Annotated in this window: 28 protein-coding genes; 17 read left to right on the top strand and 11 right to left on the bottom strand. The window is 56.6% G+C overall.

All coding sequences use genetic code 11. The annotated features are described in order from the left end of the window. The first annotated feature begins 62 nt into the window (after nt 1-62). The 4 genes from W822_RS34240 to W822_RS34255 all read left to right on the top strand — a co-directional run bounded on the left by W822_RS34240 (nt 63) and on the right by W822_RS34255 (nt 4,198). Nucleotides 63-788 (top strand): response regulator, encoded by a 726-nt coding sequence (locus tag W822_RS34240; protein WP_024005154.1) that lies wholly within the window; start codon nt 63-65, stop codon nt 786-788. Continuing rightward, nucleotides 785-2,161 carry a Trk system potassium transporter TrkA gene (gene trkA / locus W822_RS34245; RefSeq protein WP_024005155.1) on the top strand — a complete coding sequence of 459 codons (1,377 nt, stop codon included), beginning with the start codon at nt 785-787 and terminating at the stop codon, nt 2,159-2,161. Before W822_RS34240 ends, trkA begins: the two co-directional genes overlap by 4 nt. A gap of 9 nt (nt 2,162-2,170) precedes the next feature. Then, complete coding sequence (locus W822_RS34250; RefSeq protein WP_024005156.1) at nt 2,171-3,640, top strand: TrkH family potassium uptake protein; 1,470 nt, start codon at nt 2,171-2,173, stop codon at nt 3,638-3,640. A gap of 93 nt (nt 3,641-3,733) precedes the next feature. Further along, nucleotides 3,734-4,198 (top strand): tRNA (cytidine(34)-2'-O)-methyltransferase, encoded by a 465-nt coding sequence (locus tag W822_RS34255; protein WP_024005157.1) that lies wholly within the window; start codon nt 3,734-3,736, stop codon nt 4,196-4,198. An 18-nt stretch (nt 4,199-4,216) separates the two neighbouring features. On the opposite strand, the gene hutG is transcribed toward W822_RS34255, so the two are convergent. The 6 genes from hutG to W822_RS34285 all read right to left on the bottom strand — a co-directional run bounded on the left by hutG (nt 4,217) and on the right by W822_RS34285 (nt 8,982). Beyond that, on the bottom strand, nt 4,217-5,188 hold the full coding sequence (gene hutG, locus W822_RS34260) for a formimidoylglutamase (protein ID WP_024005158.1): 972 nt from the start codon (nt 5,186-5,188) through the stop codon (nt 4,217-4,219). Beyond that, nucleotides 5,181-5,936, bottom strand: a complete 756-nt coding sequence (locus tag W822_RS34265) for an amino acid ABC transporter ATP-binding protein (protein ID WP_031242684.1) — start codon at nt 5,934-5,936, stop codon at nt 5,181-5,183. Before W822_RS34265 ends, hutG begins: the two co-directional genes overlap by 8 nt. After that, a complete protein-coding gene (locus W822_RS34270) occupies nt 5,933-6,601 on the bottom strand; it encodes an amino acid ABC transporter permease (protein ID WP_024005160.1) in 669 nt (222 codons plus the stop codon). Before W822_RS34270 ends, W822_RS34265 begins: the two co-directional genes overlap by 4 nt. Continuing rightward, nucleotides 6,598-7,332, bottom strand: coding sequence for a transporter substrate-binding domain-containing protein (locus tag W822_RS34275; RefSeq protein WP_024005161.1), 735 nt, complete (start codon nt 7,330-7,332; stop codon nt 6,598-6,600). The genes W822_RS34270 and W822_RS34275 overlap by 4 nt, the downstream gene beginning before the upstream one ends. Before the next feature lie 18 nt (nt 7,333-7,350). Next, entirely contained in the window at nt 7,351-8,106 is a 756-nt protein-coding gene (locus tag W822_RS34280; protein WP_024005162.1) for an IclR family transcriptional regulator, read from the bottom strand. Between the two features lie 96 nt (nt 8,107-8,202). Continuing rightward, nucleotides 8,203-8,982: a ComF family protein gene (locus W822_RS34285; protein WP_081724339.1), complete on the bottom strand. Its 780-nt coding sequence runs from the start codon at nt 8,980-8,982 to the stop codon at nt 8,203-8,205. Between the two features lie 81 nt (nt 8,983-9,063). On the opposite strand from W822_RS34285, the gene W822_RS34290 reads away from it, so the two are divergent. Next, nucleotides 9,064-9,981 (top strand): methyltransferase domain-containing protein, encoded by a 918-nt coding sequence (locus tag W822_RS34290; RefSeq protein ID WP_031242686.1) that lies wholly within the window; start codon nt 9,064-9,066, stop codon nt 9,979-9,981. A 30-nt stretch (nt 9,982-10,011) separates the two neighbouring features. Here the strand turns inward: W822_RS34290 and W822_RS34295 are convergent, their stop codons facing one another. The 4 genes from W822_RS34295 to W822_RS34310 form a co-directional block, all read right to left on the bottom strand. Further along, nucleotides 10,012-11,052: an NAD(P)H-dependent glycerol-3-phosphate dehydrogenase gene (locus W822_RS34295; RefSeq protein ID WP_031242687.1), complete on the bottom strand. Its 1,041-nt coding sequence runs from the start codon at nt 11,050-11,052 to the stop codon at nt 10,012-10,014. Between the two features lie 6 nt (nt 11,053-11,058). Continuing rightward, nucleotides 11,059-11,595 carry a protein-export chaperone SecB gene (gene secB / locus W822_RS34300; protein WP_024005167.1) on the bottom strand — a complete coding sequence of 179 codons (537 nt, stop codon included), beginning with the start codon at nt 11,593-11,595 and terminating at the stop codon, nt 11,059-11,061. A gap of 38 nt (nt 11,596-11,633) precedes the next feature. Then, complete coding sequence (grxC, locus tag W822_RS34305; RefSeq protein ID WP_024005168.1) at nt 11,634-11,894, bottom strand: glutaredoxin 3; 261 nt, start codon at nt 11,892-11,894, stop codon at nt 11,634-11,636. An 83-nt stretch (nt 11,895-11,977) separates the two neighbouring features. Next, complete coding sequence (locus W822_RS34310; protein ID WP_031242688.1) at nt 11,978-12,394, bottom strand: rhodanese-like domain-containing protein; 417 nt, start codon at nt 12,392-12,394, stop codon at nt 11,978-11,980. 181 nt (nt 12,395-12,575) lie between these two features. Between W822_RS34310 and gpmA the strand changes: the two genes are divergently transcribed. The 4 genes from gpmA (at nt 12,576) to W822_RS34330 (ending at nt 17,459) form a co-directional block, all read left to right on the top strand. After that, nucleotides 12,576-13,328, top strand: coding sequence for a 2,3-diphosphoglycerate-dependent phosphoglycerate mutase (gene gpmA / locus W822_RS34315; RefSeq protein WP_024005170.1), 753 nt, complete (start codon nt 12,576-12,578; stop codon nt 13,326-13,328). Nucleotides 13,329-13,390: 62 nt separating this feature from the next. Then, nucleotides 13,391-15,016, top strand: coding sequence for a murein hydrolase activator EnvC family protein (locus tag W822_RS34320; protein ID WP_024005171.1), 1,626 nt, complete (start codon nt 13,391-13,393; stop codon nt 15,014-15,016). Between the two features lie 29 nt (nt 15,017-15,045). Then, on the top strand, nt 15,046-16,707 hold the full coding sequence (locus W822_RS34325) for a S41 family peptidase (RefSeq protein WP_301280274.1): 1,662 nt from the start codon (nt 15,046-15,048) through the stop codon (nt 16,705-16,707). Between the two features lie 2 nt (nt 16,708-16,709). After that, on the top strand, nt 16,710-17,459 hold the full coding sequence (locus tag W822_RS34330; RefSeq protein ID WP_024005173.1) for a HesA/MoeB/ThiF family protein: 750 nt from the start codon (nt 16,710-16,712) through the stop codon (nt 17,457-17,459). A 67-nt stretch (nt 17,460-17,526) separates the two neighbouring features. Here W822_RS34330 and W822_RS34335 read toward each other — a convergent pair whose 3' ends face one another. After that, a complete protein-coding gene (locus W822_RS34335) occupies nt 17,527-19,296 on the bottom strand; it encodes a M61 family metallopeptidase (RefSeq protein ID WP_024005174.1) in 1,770 nt (589 codons plus the stop codon). 136 nt (nt 19,297-19,432) lie between these two features. Between W822_RS34335 and W822_RS34340 the strand changes: the two genes are divergently transcribed. The 8 genes from W822_RS34340 (at nt 19,433) to atpG (ending at nt 25,974) form a co-directional block, all read left to right on the top strand. After that, on the top strand, nt 19,433-20,212 hold the full coding sequence (locus tag W822_RS34340; RefSeq protein WP_024005175.1) for an enoyl-CoA hydratase: 780 nt from the start codon (nt 19,433-19,435) through the stop codon (nt 20,210-20,212). Nucleotides 20,213-20,331: 119 nt separating this feature from the next. Continuing rightward, nucleotides 20,332-20,916 (top strand): ATP synthase subunit I, encoded by a 585-nt coding sequence (locus tag W822_RS34345; RefSeq protein WP_253272260.1) that lies wholly within the window; start codon nt 20,332-20,334, stop codon nt 20,914-20,916. 65 nt (nt 20,917-20,981) lie between these two features. After that, nucleotides 20,982-21,869 carry a F0F1 ATP synthase subunit A gene (gene atpB, locus W822_RS34350; RefSeq protein WP_024005177.1) on the top strand — a complete coding sequence of 296 codons (888 nt, stop codon included), beginning with the start codon at nt 20,982-20,984 and terminating at the stop codon, nt 21,867-21,869. Between the two features lie 134 nt (nt 21,870-22,003). Beyond that, nucleotides 22,004-22,246 (top strand): F0F1 ATP synthase subunit C, encoded by a 243-nt coding sequence (atpE, locus tag W822_RS34355; RefSeq protein ID WP_014749574.1) that lies wholly within the window; start codon nt 22,004-22,006, stop codon nt 22,244-22,246. 147 nt (nt 22,247-22,393) lie between these two features. Further along, nucleotides 22,394-22,864 (top strand): F0F1 ATP synthase subunit B, encoded by a 471-nt coding sequence (locus W822_RS34360; RefSeq protein ID WP_024005178.1) that lies wholly within the window; start codon nt 22,394-22,396, stop codon nt 22,862-22,864. Nucleotides 22,865-22,876: 12 nt separating this feature from the next. Continuing rightward, nucleotides 22,877-23,419, top strand: a complete 543-nt coding sequence (locus W822_RS34365) for a F0F1 ATP synthase subunit delta (RefSeq protein WP_024005179.1) — start codon at nt 22,877-22,879, stop codon at nt 23,417-23,419. A 34-nt stretch (nt 23,420-23,453) separates the two neighbouring features. Continuing rightward, nucleotides 23,454-24,995, top strand: a complete 1,542-nt coding sequence (gene atpA / locus W822_RS34370) for a F0F1 ATP synthase subunit alpha (RefSeq protein ID WP_024005180.1) — start codon at nt 23,454-23,456, stop codon at nt 24,993-24,995. A gap of 67 nt (nt 24,996-25,062) precedes the next feature. Then, nucleotides 25,063-25,974 carry a F0F1 ATP synthase subunit gamma gene (gene atpG, locus W822_RS34375; RefSeq protein WP_024005181.1) on the top strand — a complete coding sequence of 304 codons (912 nt, stop codon included), beginning with the start codon at nt 25,063-25,065 and terminating at the stop codon, nt 25,972-25,974. Nucleotides 25,975-26,009 lie beyond the last annotated feature (35 nt).

A 26,009-nucleotide genomic window follows, 5' to 3' on the forward strand; every position in this document is an offset into this window, starting at 1 on the left:
TAATTGAACCCGGAACTTTGAACAGTACCAAAATACAGTCAGAAAGTAATAGGTGACAAGATATGGCCAGAATTCTGGTGGTTGACGATGAAATAGGTATACGTGAACTTCTGTCGGAAATTTTATACGACGAAGGCCATACCGTAGAGCTTGCAGAAAATGCTTCGCAGGCACGCGCTGCTCGTCTGCGCTACCGGCCCGACCTGGTTCTTCTTGATATCTGGATGCCCGATACCGATGGCGTCAGCCTGCTCAAGGAATGGGGTTCCCAGGGATTGCTGGATATGCCGGTCATCATGATGAGCGGCCATGCAACGGTCGACACTGCCGTTGAGGCCACGCGCATCGGCGCCATGGATTTTCTTGAAAAGCCCATCACACTGCAAAAATTGCTCAAGACCGTACAAACCGGCTTGATGCGACCGCACGCCAAGCAGGTGCTGGCTTCGGCCCAGGCAACGGCTACCAATGGCGCCGCGCGTGCGCCAGCCGCCGCAACACCTGCCCGTCCCGGTGCGCCTGCACCCGCTGCGACTGCGGTGGCTGCCGCGCCCATCCCGGCCGTGCAGGAAGCGCAGAATCAGGGTTCGCATCTGGGCAGCATCTCGCTGGATCAACCCTTGCGTGATGCGCGAGACGAATTTGAGCGGGTGTATTTCGAATATCATCTGGGCCGCGAAAATCACAGCATGACCCGGGTGTCTGAAAAAACCGGTCTGGAGCGCACGCACCTGTATCGCAAGCTGCGCCAACTGGGTATTGATTCCTCACGCAAACGCAATTCATGAAAATCCTGATCCTTGGCGCGGGACGTGTTGGCGCGAGCGTTGCCGAGAATCTGGTTTCTGAAAAAAACGATATCACCATTGTCGATACCGACGGCGAACGACTGCGCTATTTGCAGGAGCGCTTCGATCTGCGCGGTGTACAGGGTGACGCCTCCATGCCCGACATACTGCGATCCGCAGGCGCCGACGACACCGATCTGCTGGTGGCCTGTGCGGCGACCGACCCGGTCAACCTGGTCGCTTGCCGGATCGCCAAGGATGTTTTCAACATTCCGCGCCGTATTACCCGTGTGCGCAGCCATGCCTATTCCAGCAATGTCGAATTGATCAAGGAAAGCTTTGGCGTGGACTCAGTGATCAGCCCGGAAGACAGCGTCACTACGTACCTGCACAGTTTGATCGAGTTTCCCGAAGCCCTGCAGGTCGTCGAGTTCGGGCAAGGGCGCTTGAGTATACTGATTATTCGCATCGGCCGGGTCAGCCCGCTGATCAATCTGCGCGTCAATCAGACCGGCCAGAATTTACCCAATCTGAATGCACGCGTGCTTGAAATCTTTCGCCACGGTGCGGCGATTGCACTGGATCACCAGTCGGCCATTCAACAGGGCGACGAACTGGTCGTGGCGGTCGATACGCAGGACGGCAAGGACGCTGTTGCCAAACTTCAGTACACCTCGCGCAAAGTGCGTACGGTCATGATTGCCGGTGGCGGCAATATCGGCTACCGGCTTGCCCGCAAGTTGTCCGAAGGCAGCTATAACGTGCGGATCCTGGAAACCAGCCGGGAGCGTTGCGAGAAGCTGGCCTCTCTGCTGCCCAGCAAGGTGCTGGTGTTGCAGGGCGACGCCACAGACGAATCCCTGCTGGACAATGAAAACATCGAAGAGATGGACACCTTTCTGGCCGTGACCAATGATGACGAAGACAATATCATGTCATCGTTGCTGGCCAAGCGACTGGGCGCGCGTAAGGTGATCGCTCTGATTAATCGCAAGGCTTATGGCGACCTGATGGAAGGCAGCCTGATCGATATTGCTGTTTCGCCTTCGCAGGCCACGATCGGCGCGTTGCTGCGCGACGTGCGCCAGGGAGCCGTCGTGGCAGGGCACCGGCTACGGGGTGGTAATGCCGAGGCGATCGAGTTTGAAGTCAACGGCGATCGGAAAAGTTCGCAAGTCGTCGGCAAATCGATCCAGGATCTGAAATTGCCCAAAACCGCGATCGTGGCCGCTATTCTGCGCGAAGACGAAGTGATCCTGCCCGAACCAGGCACCACAATTCAGATGGGGGATCACGTTGTCGTGTTTGCCGGCAACCGTCACGACATGCGACGGGTTGAGAAGCTCTTCCAGGTCTCCTTGTTTTTTTTCTAGGCTGCCTACATGCGCAATATTCTGAATGTCCTGCATGCGCTCAGCCTGACAATGCTTGGTTTCTCTTCTATTTTGCTGTTTCCGCTCGGCGTCTCGCTTTATTTCGGCGATGGTGCGCACAACGCTTTTCTGATCAGCCTGGGCATTTCTATCCTGGGTTCAGCGGCCTTGTGGAAGGTCACAAGCAGTTCCAAGGATGAAATCAATCCGCGCAACGGTCTGCTGCTGGTGTCGCTGGTCTGGCTGGTGTTTCCGCTGATTGCCTCCCTGCCTTTTGTGATCGATGCCTATATAGAAGGGCATCCGCTGACCTTTACCCACGCCTATTATGAGGCGATGTCCGGGTTGACCACGACCGGCGCATCTGTTCTGAATAATATTTCCGAGTTGCCGCCGTCCATCAATATCTGGCGCGTCACGCTCATATGGGTCGGGGGCATGGGTATTCTGGTCATGGCCGTGGCGATTATGCCGCTGCTGGGTGTCGGCGGACACCAGATTATGCGTGGCGAAATACCCGGCCCGATGAAAGAAGAAAAACTCACGCCGCGTATTGCGGGTACGGCCAAAGCGCTGTACGCTATTTATATCTCCGTCTCCACGCTTTGCGTTATTTGCTACCACCTGGCCGGACTGTCCTGGTATGACGCCTGGTGTCATGCGGCTTCGACCATGGCGCTGGGCGGGTTCTCCATTTATGACGAAGGGTTCCAGCATTACGATTCAGGGCTGGTCGATACCGTTGCCTGCGTGTTCATGGTGTTTGCCGGGATCAACTTTGCTACGCACTATAACGTGCTGAGATTTCGCAGTCTGCGCTATTATGCGACCTGTCCCGAAACCAAAATATTCCTCGCCATTCTGCTGCTGGGCGGGTTGACGGTCAGCGCCTGGCTTTATTTCGACGGCGTGTATCCGACACTCACGCAGTCTTTTCGCTTCGGTATGTTCAATACCATTTCGCTGGCCACGACCACGGGGTTTGCCAACACCGATTACCTGCACTGGCCGGTATTGCTGCCGGTCATGATGTTGCTGCTGGGCAGTTTTTCTTCGTCCGCGGGTTCGACTGGCGGCGGCATCAAGCTGATCCGGGTCATTATCATTCTCAAGCAGATCCGTGCAGAAATGCGCAAGCTGTTGCATCCGCATGCGATTTGCCCGGTCAAACTGCATCGGCGAATTGTGCCGCCTGCGATTATTTCATCGATCATGACGTTCGTTCTGGTTTTCGTCATCCTGAACGTCGTGCTGACCGGCATCATGGTCATTTCGGGGATGGACTTTACCACGGCATCATCGGCCGTCTTTGCCAGCCTGTCCAATATCGGTCCCGGGCTTGGCGAGGTGGGCCCGATGAGCAACTATTCCGGCCTGAGCAATTTTCAGATGTGGGTGTGTACTTTTGCCATGCTGATTGGCCGGCTGGAGCTTTTTACCGTTCTGGTTCTGTTCACGCCCGGCTTCTGGAAAAAATAGGGCGCAGCGCGTTTATTTACGCGTGCCGTCTTTTCATCAGTTGTTTCTTTTCTTCACTAGTTTCATCAGCCCTGTCCACCGTCTATTTTTATCATGCTGCATATCGCCTTGTTCGAACCCAAAATCGCGCCCAATACCGGCAACATTATCCGTTTGATTGCCAATAATGGTTGCCGACTGCATCTGATCGAGCCTATGGGTTTTCGGATTGATGATGCGAAAATGCGCCGCGCAGGACTGGACTATCACGATCTGGCCAAGGTCACCATCCACCCGGATTACGATGCTTTTCTTGCCGATGTGGCGGGCCAGCGGATTTTTGCGATCACGACCAAGGGCAGTCGCGCCTATACTGACGAGACCTATCAGGATGGAGATGTGCTGCTGTTCGGCGCAGAAACCACCGGGCTGGCGCCTGAAATCATGGCGACGTTCGACGCACAGCACCGGCTGCGTATTCCCATGTTGCCGAATAACCGAAGCATGAATCTGTCCAATGCGGTTGCCATTGTCAGTTATGAGGCCTGGCGCCAGTTGGGGTTTATTGGCGGGCAATAGCGCACGCCATCCAGTGCGCTACGCTGGTTGCAGATATCGCCAGAGCAAACGGGCAGCGGTTTTGGCGGTCAAGTTGTCCCGGTCGTACGTGGGATTGATTTCAGCCACATCGAGCAGCCGCAGTTTGCCGCTGGCCCGGGCCATATCCACAAGTGCTTCGATAACCGGCAGGCTGACGCCATAGGCGGCCGGTGCCGACACGCCCGGTGCCTGCCAGCCCGGCAGCACATCCATGTCAATCGTCAGATACACGTGCGAGACATCCTGCAGCTGGGTGGCCAGAAACTGTTTTACCTGGGATAACTGGCTTTCCTGCATATGCCGGTCTTCCAGATAGGCGACATCCAGTTCGCGCGCGCGTTCAAACAGGGCAGGAGTATTGGACAGTGTCGAGACACCCAGGCAGCAATAGCGTACAGGCCTGCTTTGCTGCGCCGCATGTTCGAAAATCTGGTCGAACGGCGTGCCCGAGCTGCCGGGTCTGCTGGTGCGCAAGTCAAAATGCGCATCCAGATTCAGAACCAGAACCGTGCCCGTCTGCCCGGTTTCCTGTAAATGCCGGTCAAGCCCCAGATAACTTCCATACGCAATTTCGTGGCCTCCGCCGATGACTGCCAGTCGGGCGGATGCATTCAGCAGTTCACTGATCCGGTTGGCCAGTTGCATTTGAGCCTGCTCCAGATGCTCGCCGGAACATGAAATGTCGCCCGCATCGAACAACTGCTGCAATTGATGGGCGGGCAATCCGGCCATCGCCCGGCGGACATGATCCGGCGCCTGGCGTGCGCCGACGCGCCCGTGGTTGCGGCGTACGCCCTCATCGCAGCAGAATCCCATCAGCACGGCGCTGCCGGCCAGGGTCTCGGGCGTTTCCGTTGTGAGCGATCTGGCAATCTGATGAATACGGCGTGTATCTCCGCGCTCGGCGGAATCAATTCGTCCCTGCCAGGAGAATATTTCATTTGGCATATGTGTAGTTTGTTCAGGCATTCAGAACGGCCTGCAAAAATGAACGGGTGCGTTCATGCGTGGGCCGGGTAAAGATGACGGAAGGAATATCTTCTTCAAGTATCACGCCGTGATCCATGACGACGACTTTGTCCGCTACATCGCGTGCAAAGCCCATCTCGTGGGTGACCACCAGCATGGTCATGCCTTCGCTGGCCAGCATCTTCATGACCTGCAGAACTTCGCCTACAAGCTCCGGGTCCAGTGCCGAGGTGGGTTCATCAAACAGCATGACCTCCGGTTCCATTGCCAGCGCACGGGCAATGGCCACCCGCTGCTTTTGCCCGCCTGACAGGCTGGCAGGCATCGCAGCCGCCTTGTCCTTAAGTCCGACTTTTTCCAGCAGGGACAGGGCGAGGACGCGAGCATCGGCATCCGGGGTGTTTTTCAATGTTTTGGGCGCGATCGTGATATTGTCCAGCACTGACAGATGCGGGAACAGATTGAATGACTGGAACACCATGCCGACATTGGTGCGCAAAGCATTGAGCGACTTCTCGGCGATCAGTTTCCCGTCGCGCAGCAGCGGCTGTCCGTTAATGGTGATATTGCCTTGCTGGGCGGTTTCCAGGCCGTTGCAGCAGCGCAGCAGCGTGCTTTTGCCTGAACCGCTGGGCCCAATCAGCACCACCACCGATGAGCGCGGCACGTCCAGGCTGACGCCTTTGAGGACTTGATGGTCGCCGTAGGATTTTTCCACGCGATCCAGATGAATCATGGCTGTACTCATTGCACCATTCCCCCGGCTTTAAGTGAGTTTTCTATTTTGCGCAGTATTAACATCGCAGTGACCGTGAGCACCAGATAAATCAGGGCAATGACCAGATAGGTTTCCAGCGAGCGATAGGACACGCTGATGATTTTCTGGCCTTCGTGCATCACGTCGTGAATCGTCAACAGCGACACCAGGGCCGAGTTCTTAATGAGGGCAATGAATTCATTGCCCAGGGGCGGAATCATGCGTACCAGCGCCTGCGGCAAAATGATTTTGCGCATGGCTTGACGGGACGACATGCCCAGGGAGCGGGCGGCTTCGCCCTGACCCCGGTCCACTGACTGAATGGACCCGCGCACCACTTCCGACACATAGGATGCGGAATACATGCCCAGGCCCAACACACCGCACAGATACGCGGGCAACAAAATGCCAAATTGCGGCAGGCCGAAGAACCAGATGAATAATTGCACCAGCAACGGCGTGCCACGGAAAATGGTCAGGTAGGAACTGCACAAAAAGTACACAAATTTGCGTTGCGGATTCAGGCGGCCAATGCCAATGAGCAGGCCCACCAGGCATGAGAGCAGCAGCGCGCCGGCGGTCACTTCAATCGTGACCAGTGTGCCGCGCAACAGCGGCTCCCAGCCTGCCAGCACAGGAGAAAAATCCAGGTTCATGATTTTGCCTCAAACCATTTGGTCACGATTTTCTGATACGTGCCGTTGTCACGGATTTTCTTCAACGCGGCATTGAGTGCATCGCGCAATTGCGGTTGTGATTTGCTGACTGCCACGCCGTATTCTTCGGTGGTGATCTGTTCGTCCAGCACAGTGAAGTCCGGGTTGTGCTGGGCGTAGAGCTTGGCGGCGGGACGGCCGGTCACAGCAGCATCGGCGCGGCCGATCTTGACCAGATTGAACATTTCTTCGTTCTTTTCAACTTCAACACGATTGACATTGGGGAAGTGCTCGGTCAGGTAGTTGACCGATTTGGTACCGACCTGCACCGACACTTTTTTACCATCCAGGTCTTTGAGCGAGTGTATTTTGTTGTCTTTTTTGGTCAGTACCACCAGCCCGCCCGCGTAATAGGAATCGGTGAAATCCACTACATTCTTGCGCTCAGGCGTAATATAAATACCCGAAATCGCGGCATCGGCCCGGCCTGACACGATGGCGGGTATGAGTCCCTTGAAATCAATGTTGGTCAGTTCGATCGGACGGTTCATTTCCTTTCCCAGGGCCTGGATCAGCTCAATGTCAAAACCGGTGGGCTTGCCGTCCTGGAAAAACTCCATTGGGGGAAACGTGGCATCGGTGACGACACGTAATGGTGCATCGGCGGCGACGGAAAGGGTCGGAGCAGTCAGGCCAAGAGCCAGCAGACTGGTGAGAAAAAACGTTTTCATGATTGTTCCTTGTGTGAGTTAATCCAGCAGTGCTGCGAGCGTGGATGAAATGGAGGAGGCAGCCCGGACGGTGGCATGAATGAGTTGCTGCGCGCGCGGGCTGGCCCTTGCGGTGGGCGCCATGAGGGTGATGACGCCTAATGCACTGTTTTTATGCTGAAATAGCGGTGCGCTGACACCCCATACGCCATCGTCGACTTCGCCCTCGGAAACGGCATATCCGTGTTGCTGTACTGTGATGACGTCTGCCTTCAATTGCTCCGCCTGCGCAGTATTCAATAGTCCCTGGGCAATGGCCTGCTGTACCACGGCCTGCTGTTTGGCCGGGGGCAAAAAAGCCAGCAGCGATTTGGCCGACGCACCCCGAATGAGGGGAAGAGAGCGGCCCTTGACGAACGAGCAGCGCAGCGAGCTGGTGCTTTCAACCATATCAAGACAGACCGCCACGTCCTCAACCGCGACCAGAATACCGACCGATTCCCCGGTCTGTGTTGATAAGGCAAGCATGTCCTTGCGGGCGTGCTGCAACAGAAAAGACGAGTGATTAAAACCCCAGGCCAGCGGCAGACAACGAGGCCCAGGCATATATTCGCCCTGGACTTCAAATACAAATCCCCATTTCTTCAACAACGTGAGCTGGCGGTAGAGGGTGCTCTGGGGCAGTGCTGTCAGGGTGATCAGTTCGGCCACCGTCACGGGTCGCTCGATCTTGGCGAAAACCGACAGGATATACAGAACGCGGTCGGCGCCGCCTTTGTCAGATTGAGAAAGCATGAGGATGTGTCGGGAAAAAAAACTCAGAATACGGTTAATTTCTCAAAAATTAAATATCAGCTTCCTGAAATATGAGAAATTAATGGAAAACCCCGATTAGACCAGGTGGCGGTCTGGCCGTTCTTCCATGGGGGTTCGGGCAATGACCACTGCATATACGCGCTGCACGCCTGCCGCACGCAGGGCGTTGGCGGCTGCATGCAGCGTGCTGCCGGTCGTCAGGACATCGTCCACCAATATGGCGCAGGGCTCAGGCATATTGCGGGCGCAATAATAAAGATGGGCGGTATTGGCCTGGCGCTGCTGACGATTGAGTGTGCTTTGCTTGAGACTGTCCGGCTCGCGATAAAGCGTTGTGTGTAGCACAGGACTGTGCAGCCGGCGGCCCAGTTGTGCCGCGAATTCGCTGGCCGGATTAAAGCCACGGCGACGCAGGGAGGCGCGACTGCCTGGGATGGGAATAAGCGGTGTGCCCGGCGGCCATGGCGGCAGGGGCCAGTCAGGGCTCTGATCTTGTATCGCTGAGAGCGCCAGTGCCGCAAAGCAGGTCGCAAGATAAAACTGGCGCGCATTCTTGTATCGCAGAATCAGGCTGTCTGCGGGCGACACGTAGTCAAAGGCAGCGACCACCTTCTCCAGAGAGGCTGGCCTGCCTGCGCAATCGGGACAGGCAGCGTTGGCAGGCAGGGCCAGCGCACATCGAGGGCAGCGCCAGCGATGATGACGCATGGAATGGCGCACATCCTGCGTGCACCCTGCGCATAATTGCCCCCAGGGTGCCGCGCCGCCGCAGAGCGGGCAGGCGGTTAGAAGTGTACCGACAATACGGTCGCGTATTACAGAAAATCGGGTTGAAAAATAGGGGTTCTCGCGCATGGCAGACCGCCCTTCATTACAATGGCAGATTAGGTAATCTGCCAGCGCCCGGCGCCGGCATCAATCGGGTTTGTGATACCAATGTCCCAGTTAATTCATTCGGCCTCGCGGCTGCCCATCAATATGACGCATGTGCGCCAGCAGTTTGCGCGGCGCGACTCGCTGGAGCAGGCCCGTTTTTTTTATGACGAAATCGCGGCGCGCATGATTGATCGCCTGGGTTATATCAAAATCAGTCCGGAACGGATCATTGACGCCGGATGCGGCCCTGGCCATTCGATTCATCTGCTGGCGGCGCGTTACCCGCAGGCGGCCGTCACCGGCGTCGATCATTGCGAACCCTTTATCGCGCAATGTCGAAGCCGGTTGGTGCCGACCGGGCTCAAGTCTCTGGTGTCCAAATTAAAGCGTCAGCAACGCTTTGATTTTGAACTGGCCGATCTGGCCAGCATGCCCCTGCCACCAGAGTCAGTCGATATGATCTGGTCCAACCTGGCCCTGCACTGGCATCAGCAACCGCATGACGTCATCCGCGAATGGCGCCGCGTTCTGAGCAACAGCGGCCTGGCCATGTTCTCCTGTCTGGGTCCTGGCACTTTTCGCGAGTTGCGCAGTGCGGTTGATACGGCGGGCATCCGAACCCAGGTCATGCAGTTCGTTGATATGCACGACTTTGGCGATATTCTGCTGGAAAATGGCTTTATGGACCCGGTCATGGATCAGGAAGTGATCACACTGACCTATCGCACGGTGGACGCTCTGCTCAAGGATGTACGCGGCCTGGGTGGCAATCCCAGCGAGGCGCGATCCGATGGACTGAAAGGCCGGCAGTGGTATCAGCGTCTGCGGGACGCATTGGAAGCGGGCAGAGGCGACGATGGTTTGCTGCGGTTATCGCTGGAAGTGGCCTACGGTCATGCCTGGTGCAAGCCGGTGCGGCAGAATGCAGCGGGCGATACGCTCGTTCCGGTCAGCGCGATCCGGCGCGCGACGCGTTAACCAATAGCGATATCAATGGTGGAGCGGCATTTATTCGCTGCGAGACTCGCGTGACAGCAGGCGGGATACCGCGTCAAGTGGCGGCACGCCGTCAAACAGCACTGCGCAGACGGCTTCTGTAATCGGCATGTCGATTTTAAGACCGCGGGCGCGGGTGAGAGCGGCCTGGGCGCAACGCACTCCTTCTGCCGTCATGCCTGACGATAAAATGCTGGCCAGATCCTGGCCCTGGCCTAATGCGACGCCCACCTGCCGGTTGCGTGACAGATCGCCGGTCGCAGTCAGTACAAGATCGCCCAGGCCGGTCAGGCCGCTGAACGTCGTCGGCTCTCCACCCAGCGCCAAACCAAAACGGCTCATTTCGGCCAGGCCGCGGGTAATCAGGGCTGCACGGGCATTCATGCCCAGGGCCAGACCATCGGCAATGCCGCAAGCAATCGCAATGACGTTTTTCATGGCGCCGCCCACTTCGACGCCCACCACATCGCGGCTTCGATAGATACGGGTATTGCCTGCGTGCAGCGCCGCCGTGGCGCGCGAGGTCACGCATTCGTGGCTGCTGGCCACGGTCAGGGCAACAGGCAACCCCTGGGCCACTTCGCGGGCAAAGGAAGGCCCGGACAAGACGCCCGTGTAAGGGATGATTTTTGCAAGCCTGTCCTGAACCACTTCATGCGGCAGGCGAGCGCTTTCTTGTTCAAAACCCTTGCAGGTCCACAGGATGGGCGTGGTTTGCAGATTCGCCGGCGGCAAATAACGCAGCAGCAGGTCGCAAGCCTGCCCGATGGCGGCAACGGGCGTACCCAGGATAATCAGGGATGAGGCAGCATCCTGTAAAAAGGCGAAAGCCTGCTCAGGTTGATCGGTGGCTGCCAGCGTAGCGGGCAGGGGAATGTCTTGCAGATAGCGCGGATTGCGATGCTGCTCGTTGATGTGTTGGGCTGTCTGGGGATCGCGCGCCCACACCATGACACTGGCGTTGGTACAGGCGGCGTGCGCCAGCGCCGTGCCCCAGCTGCCGGCGCCAAGTACCAGCACACGCAACGGGGACGGCGTTGACAAGAACGTCATGTGAACTTACTGACGCGTTGTACCTGGCGGTACGTAGATGCCGGAACCGTTTTCCTGGGCAGGATTGCCGCCAGCCTGGTTTTGGGCTTCCTGGGCGCGCTGCTCGTACAGTGCCTGGAAGTTGACCTCGGCCAGGTGCAGTGGGGGCAGTGAAGTGCGGTTGATCGCATCGGCCACATTGGCGCGCAGATAAGGGAACAGCATGGTCGGGCAGACGATGCCGATGAGCGGTTCGAACTGTTCTTCGGGCACATTGGCAATTTCGAAGATGCCGGCTTGTGTGCCTTCAACCAGATACAGCGTCTTGTCGCCGATTTTGGTGGTGATCGTGACCGTGACGGTTGCTTCGAACACGGTTTCGGCCAGGCGCTCGCCACCCACATTCAGAGACACTTCAACGTTCGGTGTTTCCTGTTCCAGGAAAATTTGCGGTGCGTTGGGCATTTCCAGGGACAAGTCTTTCAGGTATACGCGTTGCATCGCAAATACCGGATCTGTTCCTGTCGCTTCGTTGTTCGCAGCAGCGTTGTTTTCGTCAGCCATATCACTTCCTATTGATGTAAATTTCAAAAATATGCGGGTTACGCACCCAGCATGATAGCCAGTTTGCCTTCACGGTCAAGTGCCATGAGATCATCACATCCACCGATGTGGTCGTCCCCGATGAAAATCTGGGGCACCGTGGTGCGTCCGCCGGATCGCTCGATCATAGCAGCCCGCTGTTCACGGTTTGTGTCAACGCTGATTTTTTCCATATCGGTCACACCGCGTTCACGCAGCAGTTTGTCTGCGCGCACACAGTACGGGCAGGTTTGCTTGTAATACATGGTCACTTTTTTCATTATGAGCCTTACTTGAAGTAGAGATAAGAGTGTAGCGCCGCCCGCTCATGCGCCGTTCATGCGTCGGACAGGGGGGGCGGGCATCAGGCGTGCTGCTTGACGGGCATGCCGTCTGCTTTCCAGGCGCCCATGCCGCCAGCCAGCGTGTACACGTTCTCTGTATTTTTGCCGCGCAGTACGCCGGCCATTTTGGCCGAGTCGCGGCCGGTGTCGCACACCAGAATGAGGGGTTTGTTACGGGGCAGGGTGCCGGCTTTCTGTTCAAACTCGTCAGCCGGCAGATTGCGTGCGGACGGAATGGAGCCGCCGCGATAACTTTGCGCCGGACGCAGATCAACAAATACCGCGTTTTCACGGTTGACCAGATTGACCGCCTCTTTGACACTCAGGCCGGTATTGCCCTTGCCCTGCTGGCGCAGCAGGGGGAAAAGCAGCAAGCCGCCGGACACCAGCAGAAAAATGAGGAAGTAAATCGAGTTCTGGTAAAAAAGAAAATCCACAATGAATCCTGAAAATGCGTATTTCAAACGCTGAATTTACTGATTATAAAATAGCTCGCCTATTCGAGATAAGACTTCTGTAAAATAGAGGAAAATTAATGGTTGGCCCGGCCCGCAAGCAATATGCGGGCCCATTTTCAACCAGGTTACCGTATTTCAGTTTGCCTTGCAGGGATCAACAATGTACAAGCTAGTGTTAATGCGACATGGCGAAAGCCAATGGAATCTTGAAAACCGTTTCACCGGATGGAAAGATGTAGACCTGACCGAAACCGGTAAACAGCAGGCCTGGGATGCCGGTGAGCTGCTCAAAAAAGAAGGGTTTGCATTCGATCTGGCCTTCACCTCAGTATTGAAACGGGCCATTCGTACCTTGTGGATTGCGCTGGACGCCATGGACGCCATGTACACGCCGGTGCATGCCAGCTGGCGCCTGAACGAACGCCACTACGGTGCGTTGCAGGGCCTGAACAAGGCGGAGACCGCCCAGAAGTTCGGCGACGAGCAGGTGCTTATCTGGCGTCGCGCCTACGCCATCGCACCCGAGCCGCTCGATAACGATGACGAACGTCATCCCCGTTTCGATGCCCGCTACGAACGCATCGCCCCGGCCGATCTGCCGGCCACAGAGTGCCTGAAGGACACCGTGGCACGCGTGCTGCCTTTATGGAACGAATCCATTGCGCCTGCGATCAAGGCCGGCCGTAATGTGCTGATTTCCGCCCATGGCAACAGCCTGCGCGCCCTCATCAAGCATCTGGATCAGGTGTCGGAAGACGAAATCGTCAACCTGAATATTCCCACCGGCCAGCCGCTGGTGTATGAACTCGATGAAAACCTCAAACCTATCAAACACTATTACTTGGGTGACCAGGAAGCCATTGCTGCCGCTATGGCTGCCGTGGCTGCCCAGGGCAAGGCCAAAAAGGATTAATACCATGTGGGTCTTGTGCATGCGCCGCCTGAGTCACGCATGCCTGCCATAAGGAAGGCACAATGAACGGGCGCTGTTCACGGCGTTCGGTCCGTGCCTGCGGATCCGTCGCGCTCGCCTGTCTGCTGTTGCTGACGGGCGGGAGTGCCGGTGCGCAGTCCATTTCCTCGCTGACCAAACAGCAAAAAAACGCCGAGCAACTGCGCCAGGATCTTCAGCAGAAAATTGCAGAAGTCAGCAAGCGGATCAATGAGTCCGAGAGTGACCGCAAGGACGTGACCGAAGCGCTGCGCCAGTCCGAGACAGAAATTTCCCGGCTCAACGCCCGGCTCGACGATCTGGACCGCCAGCGGGACGAAACGGAAAAGGAACTGGACAAACTGCGCAGTGAACAGGCCAGCCAGCAGGGGCTTATGGAGCAGCGCCGCGAAGAACTGGCGCTGCAGCTCAAATCCCAATATACCAATGGCGTCTCGCCATGGGCGGCGCTGCTGTCCGGCGATGACGGGCAGAAAATCGGACGGGACCTGACTTATCTGAGTTACGTCGCCAAGGCGCGTACCCAGGCCGTCCAGGCGCTTAACGTGGAAATTGCCCGGCTGGATGCGGTTAAAAAGAAAGTGGCGGATCGCCAGAAAACGCTGCTTGCACTGGCAAGTGAAGCCGAAAAAAACAAGGGCGATCTTGAGCAGGAAAAGCAGAAACATTCAGCCGTACTGGCCCGGGTCGAGGCTGACCTGAAGGCGCGGCGCTCGCAGGCAGGCAATCTGGCGCGCGACGACAAGCGTCTGAATGCGCTGATTGACGACATCCAGAGCAGTATTGTGAAGCAGCGTGAGGCGATCCGCCAGGCGGCCATCGAGCGCGCGGCGCGGGAAGCGGCCAGACGCAAGGCGCTGCAGGAAGCGCGTGAACGCGCGGCGCAAGAGGCAGCCCGGCAGGCTGCGCTGGCCGCCAAGCGGGCCGAACAGACCGCACGGCAGGCGCAGGCCGCCCGCGAAGCCGAGCAGCGCGCCTATATGACGGCAGAAGAGCAGACTGAGGCGTTACGCCGGGCCCGTGAAAACGCGCCGTCGACGGGCGTCACGATACAGCCGGCCCCTGACCTGGAGGCCGCCAGCCGGGCGTCGGCGGCGGCGCAGCAACAATTGGCCCAGGCCAGAATGCAGCGCGAGAATTTGGAAATTGATCGCGAAAAGGCGCGCCTGGCCCGGTTACGGGCTGAGGAAGAGGTGCGGCTGGCGCAAAAAGCACGTGAAGACGAACGCAAGGCGGCGGCCGAAGCCTCCTCGGGTGCCGACGGACTGCAGCGCGGCGCCCCCTGGCCCGTGCGCGGCAGTGTTTCGGGCCGATTCGGCACCCCGCGTCCCGATACCGGTGACGTCTGGCGCGGCATCCTGATTCGTGCCGGCAGCGGTACGCCGGTCAAGGCAATTGGCAGCGGCAGCGTTGTTTACGCATCGTGGGTCCAGGGATTTGGTAATCTCATTATTGTCGATCACCAGAACGGATATCTGAGCGTGTATGGTTACAATCAGAGCCTGAGCAAAAGCGTCGGTGATCGCGTGCGTATCGGCCAAACCATTGCCCGAGTGGGGGCGACAGGGGGGCAGGTCGATCCCGGCCTCTATTTTGAAATCAGAAAAGGGTCTACTCCGGTAGATCCCATGAGCTGGCTGGCCCGGTAACGGTGCCCCGTATTCTTCCGGAAGACTCTATGAAAATATTTGCAGTTCGCCAGTTGACTTATGCGATCGCCATCGGGCTGATGCAGGCGTCGTTTGTGTATGCGCCTTCGGCGTTTGCGCAGCAGAAGCCTGCCAATCCCGCCCGCCAGTTGCCCGCACCCGAGCTGCATGCCCCATTGCCGGCCGAAGAGTCCCTGCCTTTTACCGAGTTGCAGCGGTTTGCGCGTGTGTATGCGGCCATCAAGAACAATTATGTGGAATCGGTCTCCGACCAGAAGCTGATTGAATCGGCCATCAAGGGCATGGTGCAGGACCTGGATCCGCACTCGGCTTACCTGGATGCCCTTGAATACGAAGAAATGCGCGTCTCGACCGATGGCGAATTCGGCGGGCTCGGCATCGAAATCGGGCCGGAAAAGGGATTTGTGAAAATTATCTCGCCTATCGAAGATACACCGGCGGCCAAGGCAGGTATTATGCCTGGCGATATTATTACGAAAATCAACGGCGAGAGCATGGAAGGCAAGCCGCTGAGCGACGTGGTGAAAAACCTGCGTGGCGACGTGGGCAGCGCCATCAAGCTGACCGTCAGCCGACCCTCCACCGGCAAGCAACTGGATTTCGAACTGGTGCGCGCCGTGATCAAGGTACAAAGCGTGCGCAGCAAAATGTTGCCGGATGACATTGCCTATCTGCGTGTATCGCAGTTTCAGGAGCGCACCGGCCCTGATCTGGCCAAACACCTGAAGGAGCTTGATGCCAAAGGCAAGCCCAAGGGCCTGGTGCTGGACTTGCGAAATGATCCGGGGGGGCTGCTGACCGGCGCCATTGGCGTATCGGCTGCGTTTCTGAAGCCGGGCGTCAATGTGGTCTCGACCAAGTCGCGTATCGACCAGGAGTCGCGCGTCTTCAAGGCGGTGCCGGGCGATTATGTTCACAACGCAAAAGATTATCTGAGCGATCTTCCCGGCTGGACCCGAACCGTGCCCATGGTGGTGCTGATCAACGTCGGGTCGGCCTCGGCATCTGAAATTGTGGCGGGCGCGCTGCAGGATCACAAGCGCGCCACCATATTGGGCAATCGCAGTTTCGGCAAGGGATCGGTACAGGTTGTGATGCCGCTGGACGACAATACTGCGCTGAAGCTGACGACCGCGCGTTATTTCACGCCATCCGGCCGCTCGATCCAGGCAACGGGAATCGTGCCTGATGTGGTGGTGACTGATACCGAAAAAGGCGATCTGTTCAGTTTCCCACGCGAGGCCGATCTGGCTGAACACCTGAGCAACGATCAGGCGGGTGAAAACGGCGAAGTCAAGGGCACCACCTCGCTGAAGCCGGACGAAACGGCCGAAGAAAAAGAGGTATTTGAATTTGGCTCCGATGCGGACTTCCAATTGGCGCAGGCGGTCAATAAACTGCTGGGCAAGCCCGTCAAGGGAGGCGCGCCTGTGGCAGAAAAGACGCTGACGCCACAGGAAAAGGCGGCAGAGAAAAAGGCCGTTGACGCTGGTGCCGGCCAGACACAAAAATCCAGAGAAGACCTGAAGTCAAAACCTGCCGGCGCCGAGCCGGCTGATACCGGTGAGCCCGACAAGGCCGATCCGGCGCCTTCGAGTCCGGCTGAGCGCAAGGCACCTGCCGATTCCACGACACCTGCACAGCCTGACGGAAAAACAAAGGGGCAATAAAGATGGATGACAGCCAGCTGCTGCGCTACGCGCGTCACCTGATGCTGGATGCCATTGGCATCGAAGGCCAGGAAAAGCTGCTTGCCAGTTCCGTGCTGATTCTGGGGCTGGGCGGGCTGGGGTCGCCGGCCGCAGCTTATCTGGCCTCCGCCGGTATCGGACGACTGGTGCTGGTGGATGACGATCTGGTTGAGTTATCCAATCTGCAGCGGCAGATCATCCATACGACAGATCGCATCGGGCAAAGCAAGGCAGAGTCGGCGCGTACTGCCATCGCACAGATGAACCCTGACTGTCAGGTAGAAACCGTCGTAGAGCGGGTGGATACTGCGCGACTGGCGGCGCTGCTGGCGCAGGTTGATCTCATCGTTGACTGCACCGATAATTTCAGGACGCGCCAGGCCATCAATGAAGTTTGTGTCGCGCAGTCCAAACCTTTTGTTTCGGCAGCGGCGATTCGTTTTTCCGGTCAGGTTACGGTGTTTGATACGCGCCATGCCGACTCGCCATGTTATGCCTGCGCCTTTCCCCCCTCGGATGATCTGCGCGTGGATGATTGCGCGACCATGGGCGTGTTTGCGCCGCTGGTGGGTATGATCGGCAGTACCGAGGCGGCCGAGGCCATCAAAACACTGCTGGGCATCGGTGACAATCTGCAGGGCCGCCTGATGATGCTGGATGCCTTATCCATGCAATGGCATACCCTGCAGCTGGAGCGCAATCCGGACTGCCCGGTGTGCTCTGCGCGATAATTCAGTCGTGACGAACCCGGCGATCAGCGATGGCTGGGCGGGCGATCACGAAATCCGGGATGCCGCCTTAGCCCGCTGATGACCGATTCAGGCTGCATTGGTCGTTGGCAGGCGCCTGCAGCGTCAGTGTGGTGGAGCGCAATTCATCACGTCTGAAATAGTGCAGGGTCACCTGCTGGCCGGCCTGACAGCGGCTCAGCAGTTTTTCCCAATTCCCCACTTCTATGCGCAGACCGTCCATCGCCAGCAGGATATCGCCGGCCGACAGGCCTGCTGCGTGCGCAGCGCCGCCTTCCAGCACCTGGGCGAGTCCGGGCTCGCCACTGGCGGTGGCGCGCATGACTGCGCCGATGCCGGGAGCGCGCCGTTCGGCCTGCCAGGAAAGTGCAACACCCTGTTTCGCCAGTAATGCGGCCAGAGGCAGATCGTCGGTGGATTCGGTCGCCTTTTCAATGAATGTCTGCAAATCGACGCCGGTTGCCTGTCTGAGCAGCGTCGCAAATTCATCCTCTTGCACGCCGCGCTGGCGTGCCGTATAAAAACGGCGACCATAGCGATCCCACATCAGACGCATCACATTATCCAGCGACTTGCGGTTGCCCGTGGCATTGCGGATGCTCAGGTCAAGCGCCAGTGCCACCAGTGAACCCTTGGTGTAGTAGCTCACGATATTGTTGACAGAACTTTCATCCTGTCGGTAATAGCGGTTCCAGGCGTCAAAGGAACTGTCGGCCACGGTCTGGCGGTGGCGGCCCGGACCACGGTGCACGCTCGTGATGGTTTTGGCAAGCAGCCGCAAATATTCGGGCTCATCCACCACACCGGCGCGCAGCAGCATCAGGTCATCGTAATACGAAGTGAAGCCTTCGAAAATCCATAACAGGCTGGTCAGATTCGGGCGGCTCAGATCATACGGTACAAACGCCTGCGGCTTGATGCGCTTGACGTTCCAGGTATGAAAATACTCATGGCTGACCAGGCCCAGAAAACCGGTATAGCCTTCGCTGCGCTCGTCGTTGCCGACAACAGGCAGGTCCTGGCGCGACGCGACCAGCGCGGTGGAGGCGCGATGTTCGAGACCGCCGTAATCCTTGCCGGTTACATACGTCATGAACACGTATTGATCTGCGCTATCCAGGAAAGGTGCGCGGTGTGTTTGCGGTTCAAAAAAACGAATCTGGGTTTCGCAGATTTTTGCCGTATCGCGGGCAATGCGCTTGAAGTCTACATTGGGCAATACGCCTGTAAAAACCATTTCATGTTTTGCGCCGCACACGGTGAAGGTTTCGACATGAGGCGTGCCCATTTCGACCGGGTGATCGACCAGCGCGTCGTAATTGGGCGCTTCATAAAGGCCAAAACGATGCGGCGCGGTCGTTTGCCCCCCGCGGCGCGCACGTTTCAGGCTGGTGTAGACGCGCCAGTTGCGGGTGGTTGCGCCCGGCTCAATTGACACCAGACAGGGCTGTGTTTCCCGGCCATGCACTTTCAGAAAAACACTGGTCCCGTTGAAAAAACCATGCGTCTGGTCAAGGTGCGCGCAACGTACCGACAGATCCCAGGCATAGACCCGGTAGCTTAATGTCAGCCTGCGTGAGCAGGGCGCGATCTGCCAGGTGTGGTTGTCGATTTTTTTGATGGCCAGCTCGGTGCGTCCGGTTCTGGCGGTCAATTGGTGAATATGCCGTGAAAAATCCCGGATCAGATAGCTGCCCGGAATCCATGCCGGCAGGGAAACAACCTGTCCGCGCCGGTCCGGATGATCAATCGTAATGCTCACATCAAAATAATGGGCGGCGGGGTCGACGGGCGTGATCTGGTAGGAGACAAAGGGCATACAGACTCAATAAAATTGGCAACGAATGAGTAACTATAGCAAAAACCGAGGATTTGTCATTTTCAGACCATTCAGTGGCTACAATATTTGACATCATTTCATTGATAGCGGATTACCTATAAAGGAGACTAAAAGCATGTCAGAAGAGTTTGTCGTATCGCGCATCGAAGGCGCAGTGGGCGTCATTACCATTAATCGCCCCAAAGTGCTCAATGCCCTGAGCAATGAAGTCATGCAGTCGCTCAGCCAGGCTTTGCTGGCGTTGCAGGGCGACGACAGCATCAATGTGATCGTGCTGACTGGTTCCGAAAAGGCGTTTGCAGCCGGCGCCGATATCTCTGCCATGAAAGGCTGGGATTATATGGATGTCTATAAAAGCAACTATATCGGCGGCGACTGGGAAACCATGAAAAACGTCATCCGCAAGCCGGTCATTGCGGCCGTGTCGGGTTATGCACTGGGTGGTGGCTGCGAACTGGCCATGATGTGCGATACCATCTATGCGGCCGAGAATGCGCGTTTCGGACAGCCTGAAATCAAGTTGGGTACGATTCCCGGGCTGGGTGGTACGCAACGGCTGACCCGTGCGGTGGGCAAGGCTAAAGCCATGGATCTGGTGCTCACGGGGCGCATGATGGATGCCAAGGAGGCGGAAGGTGCCGGGCTGGTGGCGCGGGTGCTGCCGGTAGAAAATTTCCTGGAAGCAGTCATCGGAATCGCGCAGGAGATGGCAACCATGTCGCAAACCGCACTCATGATGGCCAAGGAATGTGTGAATGTGGCGCAGGAGACCACGCTTGAGCAGGGGCTGCTGTTCGAGCGCCGTGTGTTTCACGCAACATTTGCCACGCAGGACCAGAAAGAGGGCATGGATGCCTTTGTCAACAAGCGAAAACCGAGCTTCAAGAATATGTAAGAAAACTCCCGCACATCTTGCCTGTGACTTGAAATATACGATATACTCCTATGGCTTAACTGAATGCTAAAAACCGTTATGAACGGCGCGGGGGCTTTAACTTTGAATCATCCAACGGCATGAGTCATCAACCAGAAGTCAACCGGGCTGAACGTGCGGAGCATTTGCCGGAAGGGGCGGAGCAACAGGGCGGGATATCAAAAGATACGCCTGTTGTCGCAAAACCACAAGTCGCAGAGGGAAAGGCTGCGTCGGCAATGTCAGAAAAGTCACATGCAACGCCACAGGACACGCGTCCACTGAGCCTGACTCCACAAGAGCGGGCCAGAATGAATGCGAGAGCAGCAAAAGGGCTGGTCAATCTTGTGCTGGCGCAGTCGGCGATGTTGCTGATTGCGGCATTGGCAAGCTGGCTTGTAGCGGGGGGCTATGCAGCGTTATCAGCGCTGGCCGGGGGGTTGATCTATCTGATTCCATCCTCGTTTGCGGCCCTTCATATGCTTGTAAAGATATACAGTCAGGCTAACGCCGGTGCGCTTACGTTCTTCTGGACGCAAGCGCTTAAGATTGGGGGCACGCTTGCACTGCTTGCGCTTGTCGTCAGGTTCGCGGGGACCTATCTGGTCTGGCCTGCCTTGCTGGTCGGGCTTGTTGTTGTGTTGAAGGGGTATGTCCTGTTGCTTGTGTTGAATAAACTCAGGTAACCGGCATAAATGGGATAAATCAGAATGCGGCCTGAAGCAGGCTGCGAATTTGGAGTACGTACTAAATGGCTGCACCTGCCGAAGTATCGCCTCAGTCAGCTTATGTCCAGCATCACCTGGCGCACCTGAATAACACAGGGCACCCTCAAAGCAGCATCCTGGACATGAGTGTTATCAACTATGACTCCGTGTTCTGGTCTCTTGCCATGGGTCTGGTTGTCGTATTCCTGCTGTGGCTGGCCGCGCGTCGCGCCACCGCTGGCGTTCCCGGCCGTTTCCAGGCTGGCGTGGAAATGGTCGTCGATATGGTCAACGACCAGGCCAAAAGCATCGTTCATAATGAAGTATCACGCAAGTTCATTGCACCACTGGCCCTCACGGTATTTCTGTGGGTCACGCTCATGAATGCGCTCGACCTTATTCCGGTTGACCTGCCTGGCGCCATTTTTGGCTGGCTTGGCCTGACGGGCGATCACCACGAACACGGTCCCCTGTACTACCATCGTATTCTTCCTACTGCCGACCTGAACGTTCCAATGGGAATGTCCCTGGCCGTGCTGCTGCTTTCTTTCTACTACGGTATCAAAATCAAGAGTGCCGGCGGTTTCGTGAAAGAACTGTTCACCGCGCCGTTTCATGCGCACGGCTTTGCTGCCGTTCTGCTGTCGCCGTTCAATCTGTTGCTCAATATCATCGAATACGCAGCCAAAACCGTGTCTCTCGGTATGCGGCTGTTCGGCAATATGTTCGCCGGCGAATTGCTGTTCATGCTGATTGCCCTGCTGGGTGGCGCATGGACCGGTTTTTCCGCCATGAATATCGGGCTTGGCATCGGCCAGGTCCTGGCAGGGTCAATCTGGGCTATTTTCCATATCCTGATTATCCTGCTGCAGGCCTTTATTTTCATGATGCTGACGCTGGTGTATCTTGGCCAGGCGCATGAAGGCCACTAAGGTTTCGTCATAGCAGAGTCTGTTATGCCGTAGTGGGCAGACCGGGAAAATATCCAGTACCGGTTTGCCAAATTTTAAGCAGTAACATTTTCCATCTTTAAATTGTTTTAGGTTCATAACCACAAGGAGTAGTCATGACCACAGCAGCTTTCGTTGCTCTTGCTTGCGCTTTCATCATCGGCCTGGGCGCTATCGGTGCGTGTATCGGTATCGGTATCATGGGCGGTAAATATCTTGAAGCATCCGCTCGTCAGCCAGAACTGATGAACGTTCTGCAAACCAAAATGTTCTTGTTGGCTGGTCTGATCGACGCTGCGTTCCTGATCGGTGTTGGTATCGCCATGCTGTTCGCGTTTGCAAGCCCGTTTGGTGCCTGATAGCAAGACGTAAGGCCATCTTCGGATGGTGGTGAACAAGATGGAATAGCGGACCTCGATTAACCCGGGGTTCGCCAATGACAAAAGTTCAAGTAAATTTCAGGATTTCGCCAAGGCGAAACCGCCCATTATTGAAGGGAAACGACCGTGAATTTAAACGCGACGCTCTTTTTCCAGACGCTCGTTTTTTTTGTGCTGGCGTGGTTCACGATGAAGTTCGTGTGGCCTCCGCTCATCAAGGCCATTGAAGAACGTCGTCAGAAGATTGCCGATGGTCTGGCTGCGGCCGACAAAGGCAAAGCGGATCTCGCTCAGTCCCAGGCCCGTATCAGTCTGATCGAAGCCGATGCCAAGCAGCAGACACATGCACGCTTGCAGGACGCCGAAAAACATGCTGCATCCATTGTTGATGCCGCTCGTGGAGAGGCCGAGACAGAACGTTCACGCATCATCGCTCAGGCCCAACAGGATGCCGAACGTGAAGTGCAGCGTGTCCGGGACAGTCTGCGTGACGAAGTGGCTGCCCTGGCCGTCAAAGGTGCAGAGCAGATTCTCAAACGCGAAGTCAATCCTCAGACGCATGCCGAGTTGCTGAACCAACTCAAGGCACAGCTTTAATTCGGAAATACCATGGCAGAACTATCAACCGTTGCCCGTCCGTACGCTGAGGCGCTTTTCGCCGTAGCGAAAAATGATCCGGCAGGTCTTGCTGCATGGTCGGAAGCCGTCAATGAGCTTGCGCAGCTTTCAAATCTGAATGATGTGCGTGAAGCGATGTCAGATCCACACCTGGAACGAAAGACACGAGAAGACGTTTTTCTGGGCCTGCTCAAAACACCGTTGTCGCAGCCAATGCACAACTTCGTTGATCTGCTCATCGAAAACGACCGTCTTTTGCTCCTGCCACAAATCGCCGAGCAGTTCGAGGCGCTGAAAAACCGCAATGACGGAACGGCACAGGCAGATATTACCAGTGCTTTCGAGATGTCCGATGCCCAGGTGCAGGAGCTGATTACCGGGCTGGAGAAAAAATTCGGCGTTAAACTGAAGCCCGTTGTTACTGTCGATCCGTCTCTCATCGGCGGTGTGCGTGTAACAGTCGGCGATCAGGTATTAGATACTTCCGTGCAGGCTCAGTTGAGCCGCCTGCGCGATACACTGGCGGCTCACTAAGCGCCATACATAACAGGATTTCAGGAGTCTGAACATGCAACTCAATCCGTCAGAAATCAGCGAACTGCTCAAAAGCCGCATTGAAGGCCTGGGCGCTTCTGCCGATGTTCGTACGCAAGGTACGGTTGTTTCCGTAACCGACGGTATTACCCGTATCCACGGTCTTTCCGATGTGATGCAAGGCGAAATGCTGGAGTTTCCCAATAACGTCTACGGTCTTGCTCTGAACCTCGAGCGTGACTCCGTGGGTGCCGTTATTCTGGGTGACTACACCGGCGTTTCTGAAGGTGATTCGGTCAAAACAACCGGTCGCATTCTCGAAGTGCCCGTCGGCCCCGAGCTGCGTGGCCGTGTCGTGAACGCACTGGGTCAGCCCATCGACGGTAAAGGTCCGATCAACGCGAAAGCGACCGACATTATCGAAAAAGTGGCCCCGGGTGTGATTGAACGCCAATCTGTTTCACAGCCGCTGCAAACCGGTATTAAATCAATCGACTCCATGGTGCCAATCGGCCGTGGTCAGCGCGAACTGATTATTGGTGACCGCCAGACAGGTAAAACTGCTGTTGCGATTGACGCCATCATCAGCCAGAAAGGCAAGAACGTAACCTGCGTTTACGTTGCTATCGGTCAGAAAGCTTCTACCGTCAACAACGTGGTCCGCAAGCTCGAAGAGCTCGGCGCGCTGGAATACACGATCGTTGTCGCCGCAACGGCTTCTGACTCTGCAGCCATGCAGTATCTGTCAGCCTATGCCGGTTGCACCATGGGTGAATACTTCCGCGATCGTGGTGAAGACGCCCTGATCGTTTATGATGATCTGACCAAACAAGCCTGGGCCTACCGTCAGGTTTCCCTGTTGCTGCGTCGCCCACCAGGCCGTGAAGCCTATCCTGGTGACGTGTTCTACCTGCACTCTCGTTTGCTGGAACGCGCAGCCCGCGTTAACGCCAACTACGTAGAGAAATTCACCAATGGTGAAATCAAAGGTAAAACCGGTTCTCTGACAGCGCTGCCGATCATTGAAACCCAGGCGGGTGACGTTTCCGCTTTCGTTCCGACCAACGTGATTTCGATTACCGACGGCCAGATCTTCCTTGAGACCGATCTGTTCAACGCCGGTGTGCGTCCTGCGATCAACGCCGGTATTTCCGTATCTCGCGTGGGTGGTGCCGCTCAGACCAAAGTCATTAAAAAGCTGTCCGGCGGTATCCGTACCGACCTGGCGCAGTATCGTGAACTGGCTGCGTTTGCCCAGTTCGCTTCTGATCTTGACGATGCAACCCGTCGTCAGCTGGAGCGTGGTAAACGCGTGGTGGAACTGCTCAAGCAGCCTCAGTACCAGCCTTTGCAGGTTTGGGAACTGGCCGTCTCTCTGTATGCTGTGAACAATGGCTACCTGGATGACGTCGAAGTCGAGAAGGTACTGGCCTTCGAAAAAGGTCTGAAAGACGAGCTTAAAAACAAGCACGCCGATCTGATTGGCCGTATCGAAGATACCAAAGAGCTGTCCAAAGAAGACGAAGCCGCACTGAAAGATATTGTTGCCGGCTTCAAAACTGGCGGTTCATATTAAGTAAGTCCGTGAGGTGCGTGGCCTGGTGTCATGCACCTTCCTGAAATTGGTTTAACAGGAAAGCGAAATGCCTGGAATCAAGGAAATTCGTACGAAGATCAAGAGCGTGCAAAACACGCGCAAGATCACCAAGGCCATGGAAATGGTGGCCGCATCCAAAATGCGCAAGGCGCAGGAAAGAATGCGTGCCGGCCGTCCCTATGCCAAGAAAGTACGCGAAATCGCTGCACACATGATGCAAACGCATCCTGACTACCGCCATCCGTACATGGAAGAACGTACAGATATCAAGGCGGTGGGTGTAGTGCTGGTCACCACAGACAAAGGTCTGTGCGGCGGCCTGAACACAAATATCTCCCGGCTGGTGCTGGCGCGTCTCAAGGAATTCGAGGCCAAGGGCATCAAGGTCCAGACGACTGCCCTCGGTAACAAAGGTCTGAGCCTGCTGACGCGTATTGGAAGCAATCTTGTTTCCAACGAAGTACAACTGGGCGATCAGCCACATCTTGAGCGCCTGATCGGTGCACTGAAGGTGCAGCTTGATGATTATCTCGATGGCAAAATCGATGCCCTCTATGTGGCGTCCACGCATTTTGTGAACACCATGAAGCAAGAGCCGACAATCATGCGGCTGTTGCCGTTGCCCGATGGTCTGGCTGATCCGTTTGTCGCCGGTGCTGCAAAAACCGAAGATGAAGAGGCGGCGATCGAATCCAGCTATCAGTGGGATTATATCTTCGAGCCCGATGCCAAATCGGTGATCGACGATTTGCTGGCCCGTTACGTTGAGGGTCTGGTGTATCAGGCAGTTGCGGAGAATATGGCGTCAGAGCAGTCGGCACGGATGGTGGCGATGAAGGCTGCATCGGACAATGCGAAAAAAGTGATCGGGGAACTGCAACTGGTTTACAACAAAACCCGTCAGGCAGCCATCACCAAAGAAATTTCAGAAATCGTGGGGGGCGCCGCGGCCGTGTAACCTTCGGGTGAACACGAACCGGCATCTTTCAATCG

This window comes from Advenella kashmirensis W13003 (genome assembly GCF_000506985.1).
Taxonomy (GTDB): Bacteria; Pseudomonadota; Gammaproteobacteria; order Burkholderiales; family Burkholderiaceae_B; genus Advenella; species Advenella kashmirensis_A.